Here is a 22,209-nt window from a genome sequence, read left to right as displayed (position 1 = left end):
GGGGGAAAGACAGATGGATCGACAAGCGATTGAAAAAGCAGCGGATGTGTTGCGGCAGCGCATGCCGGCATCGCCGGCGATCGGTTTGATTCTCGGTTCGGGGCTCGGCGTGCTCGCCGATGAAATCGAAGAGGCGGTTCGCATTCCGTATGAGGAGATTCCCGGCTTTCCGGTATCGACGGTTGAGGGGCACGCCGGCCGGCTCGTGTACGGCCGGCTTGAAGGGGCGACCGTTGTCGCCATGCAGGGACGGTTTCATTATTATGAAGGATACTCGCTTCGCGAAGTGACGTTCCCCGTCCGGGTGATGAAGGCGCTCGGCGTCCGCGAATTGATCGTGACAAACGCCGCCGGCGGCGTCAATGAACGATTCCAACCCGGCGATTTGATGGTGATCTCCGACCATATCAATTTGCTTGGCACGAATCCGCTCATCGGCCCGAACGACCCGGAGCTTGGTCCGCGCTTTCCAGACATGACCGAAGCATACAGCCGGCGCCTGCGCCAGCTCGCCAAAGACGCGGCGGCAAGGCTCGGCATTCGCCTGCACGAAGGGGTGTATGTCGCCAACACCGGTCCATCATACGAAACGCCGGCGGAAATTCGCATGATCCGGGCGCTTGGCGGTGATGCGGTCGGCATGTCAACCGTTCCGGAAGTGATCGTCGCCCGCCATGCCGGCATGGAGGTGCTCGGCATTTCATGTATTTCCAACTTAGCGGCTGGCATGACTGATGCTCCTCTCCATCATGACGAAGTCGTCGAAACAGCCGAGCGGGTGAAAGCCGACTTTTTGCGGCTCGTGAAAGCGATTGTCGCCGAACTGGCGAAATAACGAGAGGTGATCGGGATGAGAATGGTCGATTTGATTGCCAAAAAGCGCGATGGAAAGGCGCTGATGACGGAAGAGCTGGAGTGGATCATCCGCGGTTATACGAACGGAGACATTCCCGATTATCAAATGAGCGCGTTGGCGATGGCCATTTATTTTCGCGGCATGACCGCCGAAGAGACAGCGGCGTTGACGATGGCGATCGTGCACTCCGGCGAGGTCATCGATCTGTCAGGCATTCGCGGCGTGAAAGTCGATAAGCATTCCACAGGCGGCGTTGGCGATACGACAACGCTCGTGTTAGGCCCGCTTGTCGCGTCCGTCGGCGTGCCGGTGGCGAAAATGTCCGGGCGCGGTCTCGGCCATACGGGCGGCACGATCGACAAGCTCGAGTCCGTGCCCGGATTTCATGTCGAAATCAGCAAAGACGAATTTCTCCGGCTCGTCAATGAGAATCAGATCGCCATTATCGGCCAAACGGGCGACTTGACGCCGGCGGATAAAAAATTGTACGCACTCCGCGACGTGACCGCCACCGTCAACAGCATTCCGCTGATCGCTTCCTCGATCATGAGCAAAAAAATCGCCGCCGGGGCTGACGCGATCGTCTTAGACGTCAAAACGGGGGCCGGAGCGTTTATGAAGGATCTCGATGGCGCCCGCCAGCTTGCTCGGGCGATGGTCGAGATCGGCAAGCGCGTCGGCCGCCGGACGATGGCGGTCATTTCCGATATGAGCCAGCCGCTCGGTTACGCGGTCGGTAACGCCTTGGAAGTGAAAGAGGCGATCGCTACTTTGCAAGGAAACGGGCCGCGCGATTTAACGGAACTTTGTTTGACGCTTGGCAGCCATATGGTGTACTTGGCCGAAAAAGCGCCGTCGCTTGCCGAAGCGCGCCGCCTGCTGGAGGAAGCGCTTTGCAGCGGAAAGGCAGCCGCAAAAATGAAAACGTTTTTGGCGGCCCAAGGCGGCGATCCGTCGGTTGTTGACGACCCGGACAAATTGCCGCGCGCCGCGCATACGATCCCCGTTGCCGCTGGCGAGGACGGTTATGTGGCCGAGATCGTTGCCGATGAAGTCGGCACGGCCGCCATGTGGCTTGGCGCCGGGCGGGCGACAAAGGAAGACGCCATCGATTTGGCGGTCGGCATCGTGCTTCATAAGAAAATTGGCGACCGTGTGCAAAAAGGGGAAACGCTCGCCACGATTCACAGCAACCGCGCCGATGTGCGCGACGTGGAAGAAAAACTGGCCGCGGCCATTCGGATTTCGCCGCAGCCGGCCGCTCCGCCGCCGCTCATTTACGAGACGATCGGCTGAGGCGAAGCTGTTAGAAAACGCTCGAAACAGTGGGTTTCGGGCGTTTTTTTATTTTGGGTTCGTTTGTATAAAAATATCTCTGTTGGAAAAAATGGCATGTATAAAGAATGGAGGTTTGGGAGATGAAAACGACAGTCATTCGTCTGCTTTTCTTGCCGCTTCTTCTGTTCCTTCCCCTTTCCGTGCACGCCGAGGAAAAAGAGGCGAAGGGAGCGAAGGCCGAACTAGCCGCTGAGGCGAAATCAGCGATTTTGATCGAACGCGACACAGGAAAAGTGTTGTACGAGAAAAATGCTCATGAAAAACTGCCGCCGGCGAGCATGACGAAAATTATGACGATGTTGCTGATCATGGAGGCGATCGATGAAGGAAAGCTCTCCTACGATGAGAAAGTACGGGCGAGCGAATACGCCGCTTCCATGGGCGGCTCGCAAATTTTCCTTGAACCGGGTGAGGAAATGACGGTTGACGAGCTGCTGCGCGGCATCGCCATCGGTTCGGCGAACGATGCTTCGGTCGCCCTGGCCGAACGGATTGCCGGGTCAGAAGAGGCGTTTGTCGAAATGATGAACGAAAAGGCAAAGCGGCTAGGCTTAAACGACACTCATTTTGTCAACGCGACCGGTTTGCCGGCGGAACATCACTACAGCAGCGCTTATGATATGGCCATGATGGCGCGCGAATTGTTGAAGTATGAAGATATTACGAAATATACGAGCAAATACGAAGACTATTTGCGCGAACAGACGGACAAAAAGTTTTGGCTTGTGAATACCAACCGGCTTGTCAAGTTTTATCCCGGTGTTGACGGGCTGAAAACCGGCTTTACGAGCGAGGCGGGTTATTGTTTGACCGCGACAGCGAAAAAGAATGGCATGCGCGTCATTGCCGTCATTTTTGGGGCGCCGACGCCGAAAGCGCGCAATGCGCAAATGACGAAAATGCTCGACTATGCGTTTCAACAATATCAGACCCACCCGGTATACGAACGGAATCAAACGATCGCTCGCGTGGAAGTGAGCAAAGGCAAGCAAACATCGGTGGCAGCGGTGACATCGGAACCGGTATCGGTGCTGACGAAAAAGGGGCAGTCGGTCGAGCAGATTGAGAAAATCGTCAAGGTGAAAGAACGGGTACAAGCCCCAATTCGCAAAGGTGATGAGCTTGGCGTTTTGATTTTGAAAGAGGATGGAAAAGAGATCGTGCGCAGCCCGCTTGTCGCCAAGCAAACGGTCGAAGAAGCGAGCTTTTGGGACTTGTTTAAGCGGGTGTTTAGTCGTTTCGTGCAGGCGGGATGATGTCAAGTTTTGCCGCCTTTTCACTCTCTTTGGCGAACGGGTACTAGTTTTGTCGGGCGGCAGGATTTCCGAGCGCGGGCAGCGAAACTTCTCCGTATCCTGAAATGGACAAGGAGGAAGACGCTGTGAGTCTCGCGATTGACTTAGAAGTGAAACAAGACGTGCTGATCGTTCGCCTGTCCGGGGAGCTCGACCATCATACGGCCGAAGCGTTGCGCGAACAAGTGACGGATGTGCTCGAAAACCAGGGCATCCGCCATATCGTGCTCAATTTAGGTCAGTTGACATTTATGGACAGCTCAGGTCTTGGCGTCATTTTAGGACGCTACAAACAGATCAAAAACATGGGCGGTCAGATGGTCGTCTGCGCGGTGTCGCCGGCCGTCAAGCGCCTGTTTGATATGTCGGGACTATTTAAAATTATTCGCTTGGAAGCGGATGAGCAATTTGCTTTGCAGGCATTGGGGGTGGCGTAAATGCGCAACGAAATGCACCTCCAATTTTCCGCGCGCAGCGAAAACGAATCGTTTGCCCGGGTGACGGTGGCGGCGTTCGTCGCCCAGCTCGATCCAACGATGGACGAGTTGACGGAAATCAAAACGGTCGTCTCAGAGGCGGTCACCAACGCCATTATCCATGGCTATAACAACGACCCGAACGGCATTGTCTCTATTTCCGTCATCATTGAAGACGGCATCGTCCATTTGACCGTGAGGGACGAAGGGGTCGGCATCGCCAATATTGATGAGGCGCGCCAGCCGCTGTTTACGACCAAACCGGAACTAGAGCGTTCGGGAATGGGATTTACCATTATGGAGAACTTCATGGACGAAGTCATCATTGAATCGGAAGTGAACAAAGGGACGACCGTGTATTTGAAAAAGCATATTGCCAAAAGCCAAGCGCTATGTAACTGAGGGAGACATGCCTATGGATGTCGATGTCAAGCAAGATCAGTCGCCAATCAAAGACCAGGAGATGAAGGAGCTGATCCGCCGCAGCCAAGCAGGCGATCAAGAAGCGCGCGATGAAATTATTGAAAAAAACATGCGCCTCGTCTGGTCGGTCGTCCAACGTTTTTTAAATCGCGGCTATGAGGCCGACGACTTGTTCCAAATCGGCTGCATCGGCTTGTTAAAATCGGTCGACAAATTTGATTTGTCGTATGACGTCAAGTTTTCGACGTACGCCGTGCCGATGATCATCGGGGAGATTCAGCGTTTTCTTCGCGATGACGGCACTGTCAAAGTGAGCCGCTCGCTGAAAGAGATGGGCAATAAAATCCGCAAGGCCAAAGACGAGCTGTCAAAAGCGCGCGGACGGGCGCCGACGGTCACCGAAATCGCCGATCATTTGGGCATTGCCAAAGAAGAGGTTGTCCTCGCTCAAGAGGCCGTCCGCACGCCGACGTCGATTCACGAAACGGTGTACGAAAACGACGGCGATCCGATCACGCTGCTCGATCAAATCGCCGACGATGACGAGGCGTCATGGTTTGACAAAATCGCTTTGAAAAAAGCGATCGAAGAGCTTGATGAGCGCGAGCGGCTCATTGTCTATTTGCGCTACTACAAAGATCAAACCCAGTCCGAAGTGGCAGCAAGACTCGGCATCTCTCAAGTGCAAGTATCCCGGCTGGAGAAAAAAATCTTACAGCACATCAAAGAGAAAATGGATGGCTAGAAGCCTGCTTGATGAAAGAATGGGCCTTCGCTGCCCATTCTTTTCTATTTTTATGAAATCGATGGTGAATGCGGCCGAACCGCATGATCGGCTTGACTGTCCACCAAACTAATGAAAAAAAGACAAAGGTGTGAAGCAAATGGCCAACACCGTATTCATTAAGCCGCGCCATCGCGTGCAAGTCGAGCCGGGGGCGGCGGTCACGCTCGGACAAGCGGCGCAAATCGCTGCGGCGGATGGCGAACTCGTCGAGCGGCTGCGGGCGGTCCCGCTCTACCGGGTGCAGCCAAGCGATAAAACGATCGTCATTATCGACATGATGCAAATGGTCAAGGCCGTGCTCGATGTCGATGAATCGCTCGATGTGCAGATGGTTGGCCCATCGCAGACGATCGTTGAAGTCGTGTATGAAAAGCGAAAAGTTCCGTTCGTCGTGTTCCTGCTCGTTTGGCTTCTTCTGTTCGTCGGTTCGGCGATGGCGATTATGAATTTCCACGAAGATGTGAGCATGCAACGGGTGCATCGCCATTTGTATGAAATGATCACCGGTCAGACGGTGGATAAGCCGCTTCTTTTGCAAATTCCATATTCGCTTGGGCTCGGGATCGGGATGATTTTGTTTTTTAACCATTGGTTCCGCAAACGCATCAACGAGGAGCCCAGCCCTCTGGAAGTCGAAATGTTCAACTACCAGCAGGCCATTGACCAGTATGTCATTTTGCATGAAAACAAGGAAAGCATGAGGCACCTTGACGACGCTTGAGATTTTGCTGGTAGTGTTCGTCGGCTTCGCTGGAGGGTTGGCGGTCGGAACCGGCTTTGTCGCCTTTTTGGTCGTGCTTGGCGTCATCCCGCGCCTGACGCAGCTGACGAAAACGATGAAGCGCATTCACGCTTATGAATGGGGCGCGGTGTTTGGCGCTCTCGTCGGCGGTTGGGTGAGCCTTCGCCATTCGGTTTTCCATTTGTCCAACTATTGGCTGGCGCCGATTGGGCTTCTGCACGGCATATTTGTCGGAATGCTCGCCGCCGCGCTCACCGAAGTGCTGAACGTTTGGCCGATTTTAGCGAAACGAATCGGGGTCGATGAGAGAATCGTCGCTTTATTGATGGCCATCGCCTTTGGCAAGGTGGCGGGCTCTTTGTTTCACTGGCTATATTTTGTCGATCATTTTCGCTGACAAAGGGGGACGAAAACGTGGGATTGAGAACCGATTATCTCCGTGAAGTCAAAGCGTTCCAACCTTCTCCCCCGTACGCGGCCAATGCGGGAAAAGCGTTTCTTGTCGGCGGGGCGCTTTGCGCGCTGGCGCAATGGCTGGCTAATTGGTATGGCGGTACGTTTGCCACTTCAGCGCTCGAGGCCCATTTATGGGCGTCGATCGTCATGGCTGGATTGGCGATCGGACTGACCGCTGTCGGAAAATATGATGACATTAGCCAATTCGCCGGCGCGGGGGCGACGATGCTTCTTACCGGGCTCGCCAATGCGCTCGCTAGCGCCGCCATCGAGCACCGGAGCGAAGGGTGGATGGCCGGGGTGGGCGGGCAGATGTTGAAAGCCGGCGGCGCGGCGATCATTTACGGAGTGATTGCCGCCTATGTGCTCGGTCTGTTCTGGCCGTAGGAAAGAGGGGGGCGCCATGAAGCGCGTCGGAAAACAGACGTGGTTGTTTGATGAAGGAGTCTACATTCAAGCGGCCGCGGCGGCGGTCGGGCCGTTGGAAGCGGATGGGCCGCTCGGAAAGTATTTTGATATTTGTTATCGCGACCTATATTGCGGGGAAAAGACGTGGGAGCTGGCCGAGCGGCGGCTGATGCGGGAGGCGGTCGGCCGCTGCTTGCAAAAGGCGGGCGTTTCCGCTGAAGAGGTCGATCTGTTTTTGGCCGGCGATTTGTTAAACCAACAGGCTACATCCAACTATGTCGCTCGCGAGCTGCCGATTCCGTTTTTATGTTTGTTTGGCGCCTGCTCCACTTCGATGCAGACGTTGGCCGCCGCCGCCGCGTTGGTTGCCGGCGGATTGGCCGATCGGGCGCTCACGGCGACAAGCAGTCATAACGCCACGGCTGAACGGCAGTTTCGCTATCCGACCGAACTCGGAGTGCAAAAGCCGAAAACGGCGACGTTTACGGTCACCGGCGCCGGCGCAGCGCTCATCGGGCGCACCCCGGGGCGCTGGCGCATCCGGGCGGCGACGATCGGCAAAGTGATCGATGCCGGGCTGACCAATCCGCTCGATATGGGAGCGGCGATGGCTCCGGCTGCGGCCGATACGATCGAGCAGCATTTCCGCGACTTAGGCGCATCGCCAAGCGATTACGACTTGATTGTCACCGGCGACTTGTCGCGCGTCGGCAGCGTCATCGTTCGGGAGCTGCTTGCCGAAGCGGGCTATGACGTCAGCGAGATGTACAACGATTGCGGGCTGATGATCTACCGGCCGGATCAAAAGGTGTTCGCCGGCGGCAGCGGCTGTGCGTGCTCGGCCGTTGTCACGTACGGCTATTTGCTTCATGAACTTGCCCGCGGTGCGTTTCGCCGTCTGTTTGTCGTCGCGACCGGGGCGCTGTTGAGCCAAACGATGGTGCAGCAAAAACAGTCGATCCCGGCTATCGCTCACGGTGTCGTCATCGAAGCGGCCGGGCAAGAGCCGGATGGGCCACGATCGGGGGGAATGTGAGATGGAATATGTCCGCGCGTTTTTGGCCGGCGGGCTTGTATGCGTCATCGCCCAGCTCCTGATCGACCGCGGCCGATGGACGCCGGCCGGGGTGGCCAGCCTGTTGGTCGTCCTCGGCGTCATCCTCGGGTTTGGCGGCGTATACGATCGATGGGTCGCTTCGGTCGGTGCGGGGGCGATGTTGCCGTTAAGCGGGTTGGGCTACGTTTTCGCGAAAGGCGTCATGGTCGGGCCGCCGCCAAGCGGACTTGTCGCGACCGGGGGAGCCGTCTTCCGCTTCGCTGGCGCGTTGCTCGCTTTTATGGTGGCGGGTTCGTTTGCCGCGGCGCTTATTTGCAAACCGAAAGGGTAGAGACGATGGAAAAACGACGGGTCATTTTAGTGACGGACGGAGACGAATTCGCCTGCCGAGCGATCGAACGGGTCGCCGCCGACGTCGGCGGCCGCTGCATCTCCTGCTCGCGAGGCAATCCGACCAAGTTGAGCGGCGAGGAGCTCGTCAAACTGATTTTGCAGACGCCGCACGATCCGGTGTTTGTGATGTTTGACGACTGTGGCGCCATCGGTGAGGGAGCGGGCGAAGAGGCGCTTCGCTATGTGGCGACGCACGAGCAAATCGAGGTGCTTGGCGCGCTGGCGGTTGCATCCAACACGCATCAGCACGAATGGACAAAGGTGCATGTGAGCATCGACCGCGACGGCGTGATGACCGAATACGGGGTCGATAAAGAAGGGATCCGCGATTTGGATGTGGGCCGCATCAACGGCGATACCGTCTACTGTCTTGACCAGCTGAACATCCCGCTGATTGTCGGCATCGGCGACATCGGAAAAATGGGGCGCCGCGACCGTGCCGAACATGGGGCACCCATTACGCGCAAAGCGGTTGAGTTGATTCTTGAAAGGAGTGGTGGCCATGGCGGAAAAAGAAAAAAAGAAGACGCCGATAGCGGGCAATCTCATTGACAATGCCAAGTTTTTGCAGGCGCGAATCGGCGTCGGCACAAGCTTTGATTTAGGCGTGCGAAAAATTCGTGTCTTAAACCGGGAAGTACATATTTATTACTGCAACGGTTTATGTGACACGCAATACATCATCGAATTATTGAAGCAAATCGTGCGCGTCAACGATGATGAACGGCAAGAATCGCAAGCGTGGAAAATCATTGAAAATCGGCTTGTCCATCAGCAAGTGAGCCCGGTGATGAGCCTCGATGAGGCCGTCGATAAGCTGCTTTCCGGGCTGATCATCGTCCTTGTCGAAGGGGAATCGACCGGGTTTGCGGTCGACGTCCGCAGCTATCCGGGCCGGCAGCCGCAGGAGCCGGACACAGAAAAAGTGGTGCGCGGCGCCCGCGACGGCTATGTCGAGAACATTATCGTCAATACGGCGCTCACCCGCCGACGCATCCGCGACGAGCGGCTGCGCTTTGAAATGTTGCAAGTCGGTGAGCGATCGAAAACAGACGTATGCATCGCCTATATTCAAGATATCGCCGACCCCGGGCTGGTTGAGCTGATCAAAAAAGAGCTTCAACAAATCCATGTTGATGGCTTGACCATGGGCGACAAAACGGTTGAAGAGTTTTTAGTCAAGCAAGGCTACAACCCCTATCCGCTCGTCCGGTACACGGAGCGGCCTGATGTGGCGGCGACGCATTTGCTTGAAGGGCATGTGCTCATTATGGTCGATACATCGCCAAGCGTCATCATTACGCCGACGACGTTTTTCCACCATGTCCAGCACGCCGAAGAGTATCGGCAGTCGCCGGGGGTCGGAACGTTTGTCCGCTGGGTGCGGTTTTTAGGCATTTTGTCGTCGCTGTTTCTGCTGCCGCTGTGGGTGCTGTTCGTTTTAGATCCGTCGCTGTTGCCGAAATCGTGGGCGTTTATCGGCCCGAACAAACAAACGAACATCCCGATTGTCGTGCAAATTTTGTTGGCCGATTTTGGGATCGAATTTCTGCGCATGGCCGCCATCCACACGCCGACGCCGCTCTCAACGGCTATGGGCTTAATCGCCGCCGTCCTCATCGGGCAAATCGCTATCGATGTCGGCTTGTTTGTGCCCGAAGTCATTTTGTACGTCGCGGTGGCCGCGATCGGCTCTTTTGCGACGCCGAGCTACGAATTGAGTGTCGCCAATAAAATTTCCCGGCTTGTTCTCGTTATTTTTGTCGCGCTGTTTCACGTGCCGGGGCTCGTCATCGGCACGACCGTTTATTTGCTTTGGCTCGTCAGCATTCGCTCGCTCAATACCCCGTATTTATGGCCGTTCATTCCGTTCGATCCGGCAGCGTTTATGCAAATTATCGTCCGCCGTTCCGCCGCCGGGGCGAAAGTGCGTCCGAGCATCGTCCATCCGCAGGACCGGCAAAAACAACCGACGTGATCCCGCGCCCCTTTACCCGGCGGCCGCTCCCGATGGCATGGATGGGCGGCCGCTTTTTCGCTGTTGGCGCTATTGCAACTTTTTTGTCATTATGATAACGTAATATTTGATATTTACCGCCTTTTCCGAGCGGTGAAGCGGACGTTCGTTTTGGTGCGAACGCGCCAACGGGCATGTCCGAATCGCAGCCTAGTGCGCGGCAGAGCCGGTTGCTCTGCGGTTTTGTTTTTTCAGGGTCGCTGTCGGCGGCCAACGGCTTTTGGCTTTTCGTGCGCCATTTTGATGAGGAATGAGGGATGGTCGTGTTTTTGCATGGAACAAGCCGCGTCAATGAAAAAGGACATTTGGAAATCGGCGGCGTCGATGTCGTCGAACTGGCTGAGACGTACGGCACGCCGCTTTACATTTATGATGTTGCCTTGATCCGCGCCCGGGCGCGCGCGTTTCAGGAAGCGTTCCGCCGCCATGGCGTGCGGGCGCAGGTCGCTTACGCCAGCAAGGCGTTTTCTTCCATCGCCATGGTGCAGCTCGCCGCCGAGGAAGGGCTGTCGCTTGACGTCGTGTCGGGCGGGGAATTGCATACAGCGCTTGTCGCCGGATTTCCGCCGGAGCGCATCCATTTTCACGGCAATAACAAAAGCCGGGAGGAGCTGGCGATGGCGCTCGAATCCGGCATCGGCTGCATCGTCGTCGACAATTTTTACGAGTTGGAGTTGATCGAAGAGCTGGCAGAGGCCTCCGGTCGAACGGTGCCGATTTTGCTGCGCGTCACGCCGGGAGTTGAAGCGCATACCCATGACTATATTTTAACAGGACAAGAGGACTCGAAGTTTGGTTTTGATTTGCACAATGGACAAGCTGATCAGGCGTTTCGGCGCGTGATGTCGGCGAAGGCGTTTCGGCTGTTGGGCGTCCATTGCCATATCGGCTCGCAAATTTTTGAAACCGCCGGATTTGTGCTCGCGACGCAAAAAGTGTTTGCCAAGCTGGCCGAGTGGAATCGCGAGCACCGTTTCGTCCCCGAAGTGGTCAACCTTGGCGGGGGATTCGGCATTCGCTATACCGAAGAGGATGATCCGATTCCCGTGGCGATGTACGTCGATTGCATCGTTGAGGAAGCGAAAAAACAAGCCCGCGAATACGGGCTGTCGCTTCCGGAAATTTGGATTGAGCCGGGGCGCTCGCTTGTCGGCGATGCCGGCACGACGATTTATACGATCGGCTCGCGCAAAGACGTGCCAAACGTCCGAACGTACGTGGCCGTTGATGGTGGCATGAGCGACAACATTCGCCCGGCGCTGTATGGGGCGAAATACGAAGCGATGCTCGCCAACCGGATGTGGGGAGAGCGGACGGAAGTCGTATCCATTGCCGGAAAGTGCTGCGAGTCAGGCGATATGCTCATTTGGGATTTGGCGCTCCCGGAAGCGAAACCGGGCGATTATTTAGCCGTTTTTTGCACGGGAGCGTACGGCTATTCGATGGCGAACAACTACAATCGCCTGCCGCGCCCGGCTGTCGTCTTTGTTGAAAACGGCGATGCCCAGCTCGTTGTGAAGCGGGAGACGTATGACGATTTGATTCAGTATGATTTGCCTTGGAAAACGAAAGTGAAAAAGTGAAGGCCGCCGGTTTGGGAAGCGGCCTTGACAACCGATCGGCGCCCGTTGTCCTTGCGGGCGCCGATTTTCATTGCTGATCTTGGCTGGAGTTCGAGGAAAATGCTGATTTAATCGCGTTCCAAATCTCTTTCAAGATGTCGATCACGTTTTGAATGAACGTTTTTCCTTCTTTCGACTGCAAAAACGCCGACAGCTGTTCTTTCGCTTTGCTCAGCTGGTCATTGACTTGATCCCAGTTGATATTGGCGTTTTGCATTTTATGAAGGAGAGACATAAGGCTGTTGATTTCATTCTCGCTCAGCGTAATGCCGAGGTCAGCGGCGATTTTTTCGATCAGAGCCCGCAAATCGGCATCCGTTTGCGGCGGATTGGCGGCCATTTCTTCTTTGATTTTTGCCAGCAAAGCGACCGCCTTGTCCGGACCGATCGAATCAGCCAGCTTCGCCGTTTGCACCATTTCCTCGTTCGCCACTTTTTTGACATCATCAGGGATGGCTTGGTCCGAGGAAATTTCATACGCCTTCATCAATCCGGTCAGCGCCGCGGTGCCGGAAACGGGAAACGGAGCGGTGATGTAAATGTCGGCGTCTTTCACCCCGGCGGTAATCAAGGCGTTCGTATACATCTCTTTCGTCACCCATGTGATGTTGTGGGTTTCAACACGCAGCCCTGAGCCGGGTTCGCGAATCGTGATCATGGACGAAGAAATGGCGCGCGTCCCGATTTGGGCTTTCGGGATGAGCCCGCCCAAATATTTATGCTCTTCGGCGTTCGAGACAGTGATCGTTTGCGCCCCGTCCGGCGCTTTCATTTCTTCAAGCACTTTTTGCTTTTGGTCGCTTGTTAAATTTTCGCCGAGCGTCACAATGACGTCGCCCGGTGCCGCATCGGCCGCGGCGATCGCCGGCAACATCAGCATGATAACCGCCAGCAGCGATGAAGCGATCATTCGTTTCACCTAGCTCGCCTCCTGTTCATGGAACATGCACCATCATTATATCGCATCCCCGCCGTTTTTGTCTTTGACTTTCTTTCTCCCAATCATCCATGGTATGATAGAAGCGATTGAGGCACAAGCAAAGGAGCGAAAGCATCATGGCGAAAAAAGGGTATATTTTGATGGAAAACGGCGGGAAAATTGAATTCGAACTGTTTCCGAATGAGGCGCCGGTGACGGTGGCCAATTTTGAAAAATTAGCGAATGAAGGATTTTATGACGGATTAACCTTCCACCGCGTCATCCCCGGGTTCGTCAGCCAAGGGGGCTGCCCGCGCGGCAACGGGACGGGCGATGCCGGCTATACGATTCCGTGCGAGACGGACAACAATCCGCACCGCCATGTCGCCGGGGCGATTTCGATGGCGCACCGCGGCCGCGACACCGGGAGCTGCCAGTTTTTCATCGTTCATGAGCCGCAGCCGCACCTCGATGGGATGCATACCGTCTTCGGCCAAGTAACGTCTGGGCTGGACGTTGTCAAGGCGATGAAAAACGGCGATGTGATGAAGGAAGTGAAAGTGTTTGACGAACAATAAGCGGCCGGCGGGGGACGATGAGCGGACAAGGCGCAACAACTGGCGGCTGTTTTTTCTATTGGTAGCGGCCAGCCTGTTATGGGGGGCGGCGTATTGGATTTGGATTGTCAAATGATGACGCTTGGAAGCTGACATGGTATAATAAAAACAGCATGGTGATGCATCCTTCGGGGCAGGGTGAAATTCCCGACCGGCGGTGATGAGGCGACGCGCCTCTCAGCCCGCGAGCCTGATTGGCACGATCCGGTGCGATTCCGGAGCCGACAGTATAGTCTGGATGGGAGAAGGATGGCGATGTGCGCATGGTGGCTGATGGCGCTGTGCCGAAAGCGGGCAGCCCTCGGCGGCCAACAGGGCAACGGTGTCTAGACGGCACGTGCAGCCATAGGAGGCGAACGAATGTTTTGTTCGCTGTTATGCGCATCATGACTCATTCTCTCGCATCCCAAAGCCCCGGAGTCGTTCCGGGGATTTTTATTTTTGCGAAAGAAAAAGGTGAAAGCCGTGTATCGAGACGAAGATTACATGCGCTTGGCGTTGAATGTCGCGAAAGCCGGCAGCGGACAAACATCGCCGAACCCGCTTGTCGGCGCGGTTGTCGTCAACGGCGGGGAAGTGGTCGGGCTTGGCGCCCATTTGAAAGCCGGACAGCCGCACGCCGAAGTGCATGCGATTCGTATGGCCGGCGACAAAGCGCGCGGCGCCACGGTGTATGTGACGCTGGAGCCGTGCAGCCATTACGGCAAAACGCCGCCGTGCGCCGATTTGCTTATCGAAGCCGGCGTCCGCCGCGTCGTCGTCGCCACGACCGATCCGAATCCGCTTGTGGCGGGAAAAGGAATTGACAAGCTGCGCCAAGCGGGCATTCACGTCGACGTTGGCATCTTAAAAGAAGAAGCGGATGAACTCAACCGGATGTTTTTCCATTCCATTGCGACAAAGACGCCGTTTGTGACGCTGAAATACGCGTGCAGCCTCGACGGCAAAATCGCGACGGCGACAGGGGAAAGCCAATGGATCACATCGAGCGCGGCCCGTGAGGATGTCCATCGTCTCCGCGCCCAGCATGACGCCATTTTGGTCGGCGTCAACACCGTGATCGCGGACAACCCAAAGCTCACCGTTCGCATCGGGGAACAGCGGAAAAACCCGCTGCGCATTATTTTGGACACCCGCTTGCGCACCCCGCTTGACGCCCACGTCGTCACCGACCGTGAGGCGGAGACGTGGATCATCGCCGGCCGAGGCGCCAGTCGGGAAAAAGCGGCGGCATACGAGCGTCGGGGCGTGCGCGTCGTGTCGCTGCCGACCGATCGAGTGGAGGTCGGCGATGTGCTTCGCTTGCTCGGCGAACAGAAGGTGATGTCGCTGTTTGTAGAAGGCGGTTCGCGCGTCCATGACAGCTTTCTCCGCGCGGGAGCGGTCAATGAAGTGGTGGCCTACATAGCCCCGAAGCTGATCGGCGGGCAGGATGCCCCTACGCCGATCGGCGGCCTCGGCTTCCCGCGTCTCGCCGAAGCGCTCGAGCTTGACATCCGGCGGGTCGAAAGGATCGGTCCGGACGTGAAAATCGCCGCTGTTCCGAAGCGAAAGGAGGAAGCGTGATGTTTACCGGCATCATCGAAGAGATCGGCACGATCGAGCGGATGAACGCAACCGGGGACGCCATCGTCATGGCCATCAGCGCCAAGCGGGTGCTTGAAGATGTGCAACTTGGCGACAGCATCGCTGTCAATGGCGTCTGTCTCACCGTCACATCGTTTGACGACCGCCGGTTTACGGTTGACATCATGCCGGAGACGGTGAAAGCGACGGCGCTGAAGACGCTAAAGCCCGGATCGAAGGTGAACTTGGAGCGGGCGATGGCGGCCAACGGGCGGTTTGGCGGCCATTTCGTCAGCGGGCACGTGGACGGCGTCGGACGCATCATTCGCCAGTGGCCGAAAGCGAACGCGGTTTATTATGAAATCGAAGTGCCGGCTTCACTGCGCGCGTATATGATGGAGAAAGGATCGGTGGCGGTCGATGGCACAAGTTTGACCATTTTCGGGTTGAGCGAGCGCACGTTCACCGTTTCGCTGATCCCTCATACACGGGCGGCCACCATTTTAGGTGAAAAGCGGCCCGGCGACCTCGTCAATATTGAGTGCGACATGATTGGCAAATATGTCGCCGCTTTTCTTGCCGCCAAAGCAGCGCCGCCAGCGCGCGGGTTGACGGTTGACTTTTTAGAGCAGCACGGGTACAAATAAGCCGGAAAAAGGGGGGGCACTGGGCTGATGTTTGATTCCATCGCAGCGGCGCTGACCGCGCTTGCCAACGGAGAAGTGATCATCGTCTGCGACGATGAAGACCGGGAAAACGAAGGGGATTTTGTCGCGCTGGCCGAAAAGGTGACGCCGGATATCATTAATTTTATGATTACGCACGGTCGCGGGCTCGTCTGCGTGCCGATCACGGAAGAGTTGGCGGAACGCCTCGGCTTAGAGCCGATGGTTGCCCATAACACCGATGCGCACGGCACGGCGTTTACGGTGAGCATCGACTACAAAACGACAACGACCGGCATTAGCGCTCATGAGCGGGCGGCGACGATTCAGGCGCTGCTTGACCCGAATGTCAAAGCGAGCGATTTCAAGCGGCCAGGCCATATTTTTCCGCTCATTGCGAAAAAAGGCGGCGTGCTGCGGCGCGCCGGCCATACGGAAGCGGCTGTTGACTTGGCCCGGCTGTGCGGGGCGGCGCCGGCCGGCGTCATCTGCGAAATCATTAAAGAAGACGGAACGATGGCGCGCGTTCCCGATTTGCGGCAGATGGCTGACCAGTTTGGCTTGAAGATGATCACGATCAAAGACTTGATCGCCTATCGGAGCGAGCGGGAAAAGCTTGTCAAGCGCGAAGTGGACATCTGGCTGCCGACCGAATTTGGCGAATTCCGCGCCATCGGTTATACGAATGTGCTCGACGGAAAAGAGCATGTGGCGCTTGTCAAAGGAGAGATCACCCCGGACGAGCCGATTCTCGTGCGCGTCCATTCCGAATGCTTAACGGGCGATGTGTTCGGCTCTTACCGGTGCGATTGCGGACCGCAGCTGCACGCGGCGCTTCGGCAAATCGAGGCGGAAGGGCGCGGAGTGTTGCTGTACGTGCGCCAAGAGGGGCGCGGCATCGGCCTTATGAACAAGCTGCGCGCCTACAAGCTGCAGGAGCAAGGCTATGACACGGTCGAAGCGAACGAAAAGCTCGGCTTCCCGGCCGATTTGCGCGATTACGGCATCGGGGCGCAAATGTTGAAAGACCTCGGCGTGACGAAAATGCGTCTGCTCACGAATAACCCGCGCAAAATCGCGGGCTTAAAAGGGCACGGGCTCGAGGTCGTCGAACGTGTGCCGCTCGAGATGCCACCGAAAAAGGAAAACGAACAGTATTTGCGCACGAAATACGAAAAATTAGGGCATATGCTTCATTTTTAGATGAAAGGGGAACGAATGATGAACGTCATTGAAGGCCATCTCGTTGGTACAGGACTGAAAATCGCCATCGTCGTTGCACGCTTTAACGAATTCATCACCGGCAAACTGTTGTCCGGGGCGATTGACGGTTTGACGCGACACGGCGTCAGCGATCATGACATCACCGTCGCCTGGGTGCCGGGCGCGTTTGAGATTCCGCTTGTGGCGAAAAAACTGGCCGAATCGAAGCAGTTCGACGCCGTCATTACGCTTGGCGCCGTCATCCGCGGCGCCACGAGCCATTTTGACTACGTCTGCAGTGAAGCGGCCAAAGGCGTTTCTCAGGCCGCGCTTGCGAGCGGCGTCCCGGTCATTTTCGGCGTTTTGACGACCGACACGATCGAGCAGGCGATCGAGCGGGCCGGCACCAAGGCAGGCAATAAAGGCTGGGAAGCGGCCGTGTCGGCCATCGAAATGGCAAACGTGTTGCGGGCATTTGCGTAAAAAAGCAGGAAACGGTTCACAATATCGGTGAGAATGTTTATAATACGTATAGAGAAAATGACAAAAACGTTTCCTGTTCGGAAGCATGTTTGTCGATAATGAGGGATTTTTATGTTCATCCGCTATCGAAAAAACTACGAGAAAATCGCCATGGGGTTGCTGTCGTTTATGCCGACGGAAAAGGACTTGAAACGGCTCCAGCAGACGATCAAACAGTATGAGACGAACGATGACTGGCAGCTGTTTTTATGGAAAGAGGACGAGGATATCGTCGGCCTGATTGGCGTCCTGTTGCGCGCTCCCGATGTGGTGGAAATTCAGCACATTAGCGTCAACCCATCGCACCGCCACCAAGGGATCGGAAAGCAGATGGTCAAAGCGTTGAAAGAGACGTATCCTGACCGTCGACTGTGTGCGAACGAGTGGACGGCTTCGTTTTTGGATAAATGCAACGCCTGCCATGAATAAGGGAACGAGTGCGGCGCGGCTGCGGGCAGCGGAGGGGCATCTATTTCCCCTCCGCTTTCGCCCGTTTTTTTCGTTCGCGCTCAGCGAGAATGCCCGAACGGTCACGACGTTGATGTTTGTTGACCACATCGACGTTGCCAAGGTCGCTTGGCTGCCCCCAAGCGAGCTGCTGTTTGGCGCAGGCGGCGAGGCATTGCTCGTAAAGCGAGCGGTCGCGAATCGGAAGCTCGACGCTTCGGTACGGTTCGCCGCGGACGATTCGCGCGGCGGTGTCGCCAAGGAGCGCTTCGAGCGCCTGATCATCGAGGCCGAGTTGGCGAATCATTCCGCGGGCCTCCTCAAGCAACGCCTGCGCTCGCCGAATGAGGCGGAGCGCCCCCGACATGTTGCCGCGCCGATAATGGTAGAAGGCGACGGCGATTTGAATGAGCACGAGCCATCCGTTTGGCCGTCCGTCTCGCTTCCATTGTTCTTCTAGCAGTTCATGACATTCAAAATAATCGCGGTCGCCGTGAAAATGGACCAAATAGTCGATATACGCTTTCGGGTACACGCCTCACCGTTCCTTTCCCCATCGCCGCCTTCGCCTTCCCTCGTTCAGCCGGGAAGCGCGGGCGCCGTTTTTCTTTCATTATACGCCGCATCGCTGCCGAGGGCAAAAAAGCAACCGATTTCTGCTCGCCCCGCCGCCTGATTATGATACAATAAAATGGGCTGTACGTACGGAAGCCGCTGAGGCGGCGCGCCGAAAAAAATGGTGGGATGGATGTGCAATTGTCATACAATGTGAAAATTGAAGCGTTTGAAGGGCCGCTTGATTTGCTTTTGCATTTGATTCATCGTTATGAAATTGATATTTATAACATCCCTGTGGCGCAAATCACCGAGCAGTATATGGCGTACATTCACGCCATGCAAGAGCTGGAGTTGGACATGGCTAGCGAATATCTGGTCATGGCGGCCACACTGCTCGCCCTAAAAAGCAAAATGTTGCTGCCGGCGCCGGAAGAGGAGGCTGGCGACGGCGAACTGGAGTTCACCGACGACGTGGATCCGCGCGAAGAACTGATGCAGCGGCTGCTCGAATATAAAAAGTTTAAAGAAGCGGCGCGTGCGCTGAAACAGCGCGAAGAAGAGCGGGCGCTCTTGTTTACGAAACCGCCGAGCGATTTGAGCGCCTATGCCGATGAAAAAAAGGCGGCGCCGCTCGATGTAAACGTGTATGATATGCTTGGCGCCCTGTCAAAACTGCTGCGCCGCAAGAAGCTGCAAAAACCGCTGCGGGCCAAAATCGCCCGCCAAGATCTTTCTGTTGAAAAGCGAATGGCAGAGATTTTGCAGGAGCTGCGAGAGACGAACGGGCGGAAAAACTTTTATGATTTATTTCCCGTCTATGACCGCGCTTATATCGTGGTGACGTTTCTAGCCGTTTTGGAGCTGATTAAGCAAAACGAAATCATTGTGGAACAAGAGCGAAATTTCAGCGATTTGTTTCTCGCGGCTAGGCCGAGCGGCTGAGACGCCCATCCGTCGCTTTCTGTTTACGGCTGCAGGCGAGACCGCACCGGATGGGGGCAACGCCGCTAGGTGATGACGGAGCGCAAACAACGGGAAAGGAGGAGGTTGCGCCGGCTCGACGGCCGGACGCGACGGACGAGTGATGGAAGAAAAAGAAGCAGGAAAAACGGGGACGGCTGGCTCACAGCCAGCGGCGCAAGCGATTGTGGAGGCGCTCTTGTTCGCCGCCGGCGATGAAGGGTTGTCGCTCGCCCAAATCGCCGCCGTGCTCGAAATCGACGAGGCGGAGGCGAAAGCGGTGCTCGCGAAGCTGCAAGAAGACTGCGAGCGCGAAGAGCGCGGCATCCAACTCATCGAACTGGGGGGCGTATTCTTGCTGGCGACAAAAAAAGAGCACGCCCCTTATTTAAAGAGGCTTGTCGAAGCTCCGGGTGCATCGCCGCTGTCGCAGGCCGCGCTCGAAACGCTGGCCATTATCGCCTACCGCCAGCCGATTACGCGCGCTGAAATTGAGGAGATTCGCGGGGTGAAAAGCGACAAGCCGCTGCAGACGCTGATGGCGCGGGCGCTCATTAAAGAAGTCGGGCGCGCGGAAGGAACAGGGCGCCCGATTTTGTATGGAACAACGGCCGAATTTCTCGATTATTTCGGGTTGAAAACGCTCGAGGAGCTGCCGCCGCTGCCGGAATGGGCGGACGATCACGAGCCGGAGCGGGAGGCGGATTTGTTTTTTGAAAAATTGACAGAACAATGGAGCGATGAACCATAGCCGTATGGTAAAATAAAGAAAAACAGCTGATCGAGGAAGGGGAGCGCTCATGGACGTTTGCCGCCTGCCGGAGTGAGCAGCGCGGCTTTTTGGTTTGACCGGAGAGAAACGTTCCGTTTGACGTGAGAGCGTGCGCTTTCGTTTTCGTTTGCGAACCGCTCTTTTTTTCTGTCTAACCGAGCCGCTGGAGAAACGGTTGCCGCCAGTTATTCGGTTCGCGGTTTGGTCGGATCGCACGTTGGCGGTTTCACTTCACCGGTCGTTTCCGCAAGTTTTTGTAAGTAGTAGCACTCTTCACGGGCCATATGGTCGGCCATGAGCTTGCATCGTCTTCCACGCCGAGCATGTGCCGATGAAAACTTTACGGGCCATATGGTATGAGCGGCGACAGCACGCCAAGCACTTCCCCTTGCCATGCCATTTCTTCGAGCTCATGAAAAAAGCGTTGGCAGATGGCCATCTCGAGTTCGATTTGATGGTGGAAGCGGGAGAGCGCCGGGAATTGGTGAATGTTAGCCCGCAAGTAGCCGGCCATGTCAATTGCTTTTGCGATGTCTTTGTTTGTTGCCTCGCTCCTATAGGTATGTGTGGCCGGGAATTTGGGTGAATGCGGACAAGAACGATTTCGATGAACCGGCATACGATATGGCGAAAAAAGAGGAGGAGGAGGTTTTTTCCAAATGGACGATCAAACGTTGTTGGCCCAGTATGTGGCCGAGTTGAGCGAATGGGGAGAACAAGTCAGGCAGGCGCTGGCGTGGCGCGGGGCAAGCACGGAGGGAGTCGCGGCGCTGCTGTCCGTAATCGCCGAACATGACGGGGCGTGGACAAAAGAGGAGGTTCGCGAGCTCCAGCGCCGCGCCGATGCGGTGTATGCGGCGGCGCTCCGCCATTACGCCTTCGAGGCGGCCGAGTGGGGAAAACAGGTGGAGCAGGCGCTGGCGTGGCGCGGGGCTGCCGGGGATATCGGGCTTTCCGCCTTGTCTGCTTACATTGACCAACACAACGATGCATGGACCGAAGAAACGATCGCTGCGCTGCAGCAGCTTGTCGATGAGGTGTACGAGCGGGCCGTCCGTCTCATTGGTGCGCCGTCCGGCGAACAAGGGCAAGCGGCGGGGCTAGCCGCTGCCCAGACAGCGGGGGTGATCGTGGCCGAAGCGCGGACGGAGGTGGACGGCGAACGGGAGGATGAACAACGATCAACGCTTGTCGATGAGAAGGAAGAAGCGAACGCGTTGGTGGCGGATGCTGGGAATCAAATCCTATTTCCGGATTCATCATGGGACTCTCTCGGGCGCGAACGACAGCCGGCCGTTCCTCCCGGCAAACATGTTTTGCCGCCGCTGCCGTACAAATATGATGCGCTTGAACCTCATATTTCCGAAGAAATCATGCGCCTGCACCACACGAAACACCATCAAAGCTACGTCGACGGCCTGAATCAAGCGGAGCGGATGATGGCCGAGGCGCGCCGCACGAACCGATTTGAGCTGCTCAAGCATTGGGAGCGGGAGGCGGCGTTCCACGGTTCCGGCCACTATTTGCATACTATTTTTGGTATAATATGGATCCGAACGGCGGCGGCGAGCCGCGCGGGGAACTGCGGGCGCAAATCGAGCGCGATTTCGGCAGTTTCGCTGCCTTTCGCCGCCATTTCACCGAAGCGGCCAAAAGCGCGGAAGGGGTGGGCTGGGCGCTGCTCGTTTGGGCGCCGCGAGCGCATCGGCTTGAAATTTTGCAGGCGGAAAAACACCAGCTGATGGCGCAATGGGATGTGATTCCGCTTCTTGTGCTCGACGTTTGGGAACATGCGTATTATTTGCAATATAAAAACGACCGGGCGGCGTATATTGCCAATTGGTGGAATGTGGTGAATTGGCGCAATGTCGAAGCGCGCTTTGCTAAGGCACAGAAGCTGCGCTGGCCGCCGTTTTAACCGGATGTCCAAACAGGGAGGGTGTTCCAAAAGGGTGGGACACCCTCTTTCATATCGTACTGACCGCTTCTGTCACGCGATAAGTGGTCCCGATCTGCACGGTAGACACCCTTTTTGGTCAGCCGCTATTTTTTCATCATATTTGTCCGCGCCCCGCATACACTTGTACCAAGCACGGCTTGGACGTTTCAA

The 22,209-nt window shown here is 56.4% G+C and carries 26 protein-coding genes, 1 pseudogene and 1 riboswitch; of the genes and pseudogenes, 24 read left to right on the top strand and 3 right to left on the bottom strand.

The window, feature by feature from the left end; all coding sequences use genetic code 11:
* The first annotated feature begins 13 nt into the window (after nt 1–13).
* The 14 genes from B4113_RS14210 (at nt 14) to lysA (ending at nt 11,831) form a co-directional block, all read left to right on the top strand.
* Nucleotides 14–835, top strand: a complete 822-nt coding sequence (locus B4113_RS14210) for a purine-nucleoside phosphorylase (protein WP_033023531.1) — start codon at nt 14–16, stop codon at nt 833–835.
* A 15-nt stretch (nt 836–850) separates the two neighbouring features.
* On the top strand, nt 851–2,152 hold the full coding sequence (locus B4113_RS14205; protein WP_033023529.1) for a pyrimidine-nucleoside phosphorylase: 1,302 nt from the start codon (nt 851–853) through the stop codon (nt 2,150–2,152).
* Nucleotides 2,153–2,274: 122 nt separating this feature from the next.
* Nucleotides 2,275–3,450 carry a D-alanyl-D-alanine carboxypeptidase family protein gene (locus tag B4113_RS14200; protein WP_033023527.1) on the top strand — a complete coding sequence of 392 codons (1,176 nt, stop codon included), beginning with the start codon at nt 2,275–2,277 and terminating at the stop codon, nt 3,448–3,450.
* A gap of 125 nt (nt 3,451–3,575) precedes the next feature.
* A complete protein-coding gene (gene spoIIAA, locus B4113_RS14195; protein WP_033023525.1) occupies nt 3,576–3,926 on the top strand; it encodes an anti-sigma F factor antagonist in 351 nt (116 codons plus the stop codon).
* Nucleotides 3,927–4,367, top strand: coding sequence for an anti-sigma F factor (gene spoIIAB, locus B4113_RS14190; protein WP_033023524.1), 441 nt, complete (start codon nt 3,927–3,929; stop codon nt 4,365–4,367). It begins immediately after the preceding gene.
* 13 nt (nt 4,368–4,380) lie between these two features.
* Nucleotides 4,381–5,133, top strand: a complete 753-nt coding sequence (gene sigF, locus B4113_RS14185; protein WP_033023522.1) for an RNA polymerase sporulation sigma factor SigF — start codon at nt 4,381–4,383, stop codon at nt 5,131–5,133.
* Between the two features lie 139 nt (nt 5,134–5,272).
* Nucleotides 5,273–5,896 carry a stage V sporulation protein AA gene (locus B4113_RS14180; protein ID WP_033023520.1) on the top strand — a complete coding sequence of 208 codons (624 nt, stop codon included), beginning with the start codon at nt 5,273–5,275 and terminating at the stop codon, nt 5,894–5,896.
* Nucleotides 5,883–6,314 (top strand): stage V sporulation protein AB, encoded by a 432-nt coding sequence (locus B4113_RS14175; RefSeq protein WP_033023519.1) that lies wholly within the window; start codon nt 5,883–5,885, stop codon nt 6,312–6,314. Before B4113_RS14180 ends, B4113_RS14175 begins: the two co-directional genes overlap by 14 nt.
* Nucleotides 6,315–6,331: 17 nt before the next feature.
* On the top strand, nt 6,332–6,760 hold the full coding sequence (locus B4113_RS14170; RefSeq protein ID WP_033023516.1) for a SpoVA/SpoVAEb family sporulation membrane protein: 429 nt from the start codon (nt 6,332–6,334) through the stop codon (nt 6,758–6,760).
* Between the two features lie 16 nt (nt 6,761–6,776).
* Complete coding sequence (spoVAD, locus tag B4113_RS14165; protein ID WP_033023514.1) at nt 6,777–7,817, top strand: stage V sporulation protein AD; 1,041 nt, start codon at nt 6,777–6,779, stop codon at nt 7,815–7,817.
* A gap of 1 nt (nt 7,818) precedes the next feature.
* Nucleotides 7,819–8,169, top strand: a complete 351-nt coding sequence (locus tag B4113_RS14160) for a SpoVA/SpoVAEb family sporulation membrane protein (protein ID WP_033023512.1) — start codon at nt 7,819–7,821, stop codon at nt 8,167–8,169.
* A gap of 5 nt (nt 8,170–8,174) precedes the next feature.
* The gene (locus B4113_RS14155; protein ID WP_033023511.1) at nt 8,175–8,783 is read left to right on the top strand and encodes a stage V sporulation protein AE; all 609 of its coding nucleotides are present in this window, start codon (nt 8,175–8,177) and stop codon (nt 8,781–8,783) included.
* Nucleotides 8,734–10,209 carry a spore germination protein gene (locus B4113_RS14150; RefSeq protein ID WP_033023510.1) on the top strand — a complete coding sequence of 492 codons (1,476 nt, stop codon included), beginning with the start codon at nt 8,734–8,736 and terminating at the stop codon, nt 10,207–10,209. Before B4113_RS14155 ends, B4113_RS14150 begins: the two co-directional genes overlap by 50 nt.
* A 302-nt stretch (nt 10,210–10,511) precedes the next feature.
* Nucleotides 10,512–11,831 carry a diaminopimelate decarboxylase gene (lysA, locus tag B4113_RS14145; RefSeq protein ID WP_033023610.1) on the top strand — a complete coding sequence of 440 codons (1,320 nt, stop codon included), beginning with the start codon at nt 10,512–10,514 and terminating at the stop codon, nt 11,829–11,831.
* A 67-nt stretch (nt 11,832–11,898) separates the two neighbouring features.
* On the opposite strand, the gene B4113_RS14140 is transcribed toward lysA, so the two are convergent.
* Nucleotides 11,899–12,789, bottom strand: a complete 891-nt coding sequence (locus tag B4113_RS14140; protein ID WP_033023508.1) for a DUF1002 domain-containing protein — start codon at nt 12,787–12,789, stop codon at nt 11,899–11,901.
* A 137-nt stretch (nt 12,790–12,926) separates the two neighbouring features.
* Between B4113_RS14140 and B4113_RS14135 the strand changes: the two genes are divergently transcribed.
* The 7 genes from B4113_RS14135 (at nt 12,927) to B4113_RS14110 (ending at nt 17,791) form a co-directional block, all read left to right on the top strand.
* Nucleotides 12,927–13,367: a peptidylprolyl isomerase gene (locus B4113_RS14135; protein WP_033023507.1), complete on the top strand. Its 441-nt coding sequence runs from the start codon at nt 12,927–12,929 to the stop codon at nt 13,365–13,367.
* The gene (locus B4113_RS21020; RefSeq protein WP_255358730.1) at nt 13,354–13,482 is read left to right on the top strand and encodes a hypothetical protein; all 129 of its coding nucleotides are present in this window, start codon (nt 13,354–13,356) and stop codon (nt 13,480–13,482) included. Before B4113_RS14135 ends, B4113_RS21020 begins: the two co-directional genes overlap by 14 nt.
* Before the next feature lie 44 nt (nt 13,483–13,526).
* Nucleotides 13,527–13,660, top strand: a riboswitch (FMN riboswitch).
* Between the two features lie 211 nt (nt 13,661–13,871).
* Nucleotides 13,872–14,972, top strand: a complete 1,101-nt coding sequence (gene ribD / locus B4113_RS14130) for a bifunctional diaminohydroxyphosphoribosylaminopyrimidine deaminase/5-amino-6-(5-phosphoribosylamino)uracil reductase RibD (protein WP_081917083.1) — start codon at nt 13,872–13,874, stop codon at nt 14,970–14,972.
* A complete protein-coding gene (ribE, locus tag B4113_RS14125) occupies nt 14,972–15,619 on the top strand; it encodes a riboflavin synthase (RefSeq protein WP_033023506.1) in 648 nt (215 codons plus the stop codon). Before ribD ends, ribE (B4113_RS14125) begins: the two co-directional genes overlap by 1 nt.
* 27 nt (nt 15,620–15,646) lie before the next feature.
* Entirely contained in the window at nt 15,647–16,840 is a 1,194-nt protein-coding gene (locus tag B4113_RS14120) for a bifunctional 3,4-dihydroxy-2-butanone-4-phosphate synthase/GTP cyclohydrolase II (RefSeq protein WP_061912597.1), read from the top strand.
* A gap of 18 nt (nt 16,841–16,858) precedes the next feature.
* Entirely contained in the window at nt 16,859–17,323 is a 465-nt protein-coding gene (gene ribE / locus B4113_RS14115; protein ID WP_033023504.1) for a 6,7-dimethyl-8-ribityllumazine synthase, read from the top strand.
* 111 nt (nt 17,324–17,434) lie between these two features.
* Complete coding sequence (locus B4113_RS14110; RefSeq protein ID WP_033023503.1) at nt 17,435–17,791, top strand: GNAT family N-acetyltransferase; 357 nt, start codon at nt 17,435–17,437, stop codon at nt 17,789–17,791.
* Between the two features lie 40 nt (nt 17,792–17,831).
* On the opposite strand, the gene B4113_RS14105 is transcribed toward B4113_RS14110, so the two are convergent.
* Nucleotides 17,832–18,344: a DUF309 domain-containing protein gene (locus tag B4113_RS14105; RefSeq protein ID WP_033023500.1), complete on the bottom strand. Its 513-nt coding sequence runs from the start codon at nt 18,342–18,344 to the stop codon at nt 17,832–17,834.
* Nucleotides 18,345–18,553: 209 nt separating this feature from the next.
* Between B4113_RS14105 and B4113_RS14100 the strand changes: the two genes are divergently transcribed.
* Nucleotides 18,554–19,309, top strand: coding sequence for a segregation/condensation protein A (locus B4113_RS14100; protein WP_033023498.1), 756 nt, complete (start codon nt 18,554–18,556; stop codon nt 19,307–19,309).
* Between the two features lie 142 nt (nt 19,310–19,451).
* On the top strand, nt 19,452–20,078 hold the full coding sequence (gene scpB, locus B4113_RS14095; RefSeq protein WP_033023497.1) for an SMC-Scp complex subunit ScpB: 627 nt from the start codon (nt 19,452–19,454) through the stop codon (nt 20,076–20,078).
* A gap of 361 nt (nt 20,079–20,439) precedes the next feature.
* On the opposite strand, the gene B4113_RS21255 is transcribed toward scpB, so the two are convergent.
* Nucleotides 20,440–20,613 carry a hypothetical protein gene (locus tag B4113_RS21255; protein WP_160331379.1) on the bottom strand — a complete coding sequence of 58 codons (174 nt, stop codon included), beginning with the start codon at nt 20,611–20,613 and terminating at the stop codon, nt 20,440–20,442.
* 145 nt (nt 20,614–20,758) lie between these two features.
* Here B4113_RS21255 and B4113_RS21065 point away from each other — a divergent pair.
* A pseudogene (locus B4113_RS21065) lies at nt 20,759–22,017 on the top strand (superoxide dismutase).
* Nucleotides 22,018–22,209 lie beyond the last annotated feature (192 nt).

Origin of the sequence: Geobacillus sp. B4113_201601 (genome assembly GCF_001587475.1) — a bacterium.
GTDB lineage: Bacteria > Bacillota > Bacilli > Bacillales > Anoxybacillaceae > Geobacillus > Geobacillus icigianus.
The sequence above is the reverse complement of the archived record's forward strand: the minus strand, read 5'-3'. Positions and strand labels throughout refer to the sequence as shown.

Coding starts and splice junctions, on each gene's coding strand:
- B4113_RS14210 (WP_033023531.1), top strand. CDS start 14: ATGGATCGACAAGCGATTGAAAAAGCAGCGGATGTGTTGCGGCAGCGC.
- B4113_RS14205 (WP_033023529.1), top strand. CDS start 851: ATGAGAATGGTCGATTTGATTGCCAAAAAGCGCGATGGAAAGGCGCTG.
- B4113_RS14200 (WP_033023527.1), top strand. CDS start 2,275: ATGAAAACGACAGTCATTCGTCTGCTTTTCTTGCCGCTTCTTCTGTTC.
- spoIIAB (WP_033023524.1), top strand. CDS start 3,927: ATGCGCAACGAAATGCACCTCCAATTTTCCGCGCGCAGCGAAAACGAA.
- sigF (WP_033023522.1), top strand. CDS start 4,381: ATGGATGTCGATGTCAAGCAAGATCAGTCGCCAATCAAAGACCAGGAG.
- B4113_RS14180 (WP_033023520.1), top strand. CDS start 5,273: ATGGCCAACACCGTATTCATTAAGCCGCGCCATCGCGTGCAAGTCGAG.
- spoVAD (WP_033023514.1), top strand. CDS start 6,777: ATGAAGCGCGTCGGAAAACAGACGTGGTTGTTTGATGAAGGAGTCTAC.
- B4113_RS14160 (WP_033023512.1), top strand. CDS start 7,819: ATGGAATATGTCCGCGCGTTTTTGGCCGGCGGGCTTGTATGCGTCATC.
- B4113_RS14155 (WP_033023511.1), top strand. CDS start 8,175: ATGGAAAAACGACGGGTCATTTTAGTGACGGACGGAGACGAATTCGCC.
- B4113_RS14150 (WP_033023510.1), top strand. CDS start 8,734: ATGGCGGAAAAAGAAAAAAAGAAGACGCCGATAGCGGGCAATCTCATT.
- B4113_RS14135 (WP_033023507.1), top strand. CDS start 12,927: ATGGCGAAAAAAGGGTATATTTTGATGGAAAACGGCGGGAAAATTGAA.
- ribE (WP_033023506.1), top strand. CDS start 14,972: ATGTTTACCGGCATCATCGAAGAGATCGGCACGATCGAGCGGATGAAC.
- B4113_RS14120 (WP_061912597.1), top strand. CDS start 15,647: ATGTTTGATTCCATCGCAGCGGCGCTGACCGCGCTTGCCAACGGAGAA.
- ribE (WP_033023504.1), top strand. CDS start 16,859: ATGAACGTCATTGAAGGCCATCTCGTTGGTACAGGACTGAAAATCGCC.
- B4113_RS14110 (WP_033023503.1), top strand. CDS start 17,435: ATGTTCATCCGCTATCGAAAAAACTACGAGAAAATCGCCATGGGGTTG.
- B4113_RS14100 (WP_033023498.1), top strand. CDS start 18,554: ATGGATGTGCAATTGTCATACAATGTGAAAATTGAAGCGTTTGAAGGG.
- scpB (WP_033023497.1), top strand. CDS start 19,452: ATGGAAGAAAAAGAAGCAGGAAAAACGGGGACGGCTGGCTCACAGCCA.
- B4113_RS21255 (WP_160331379.1), bottom strand. CDS start 20,613: ATGGCCGGCTACTTGCGGGCTAACATTCACCAATTCCCGGCGCTCTCC.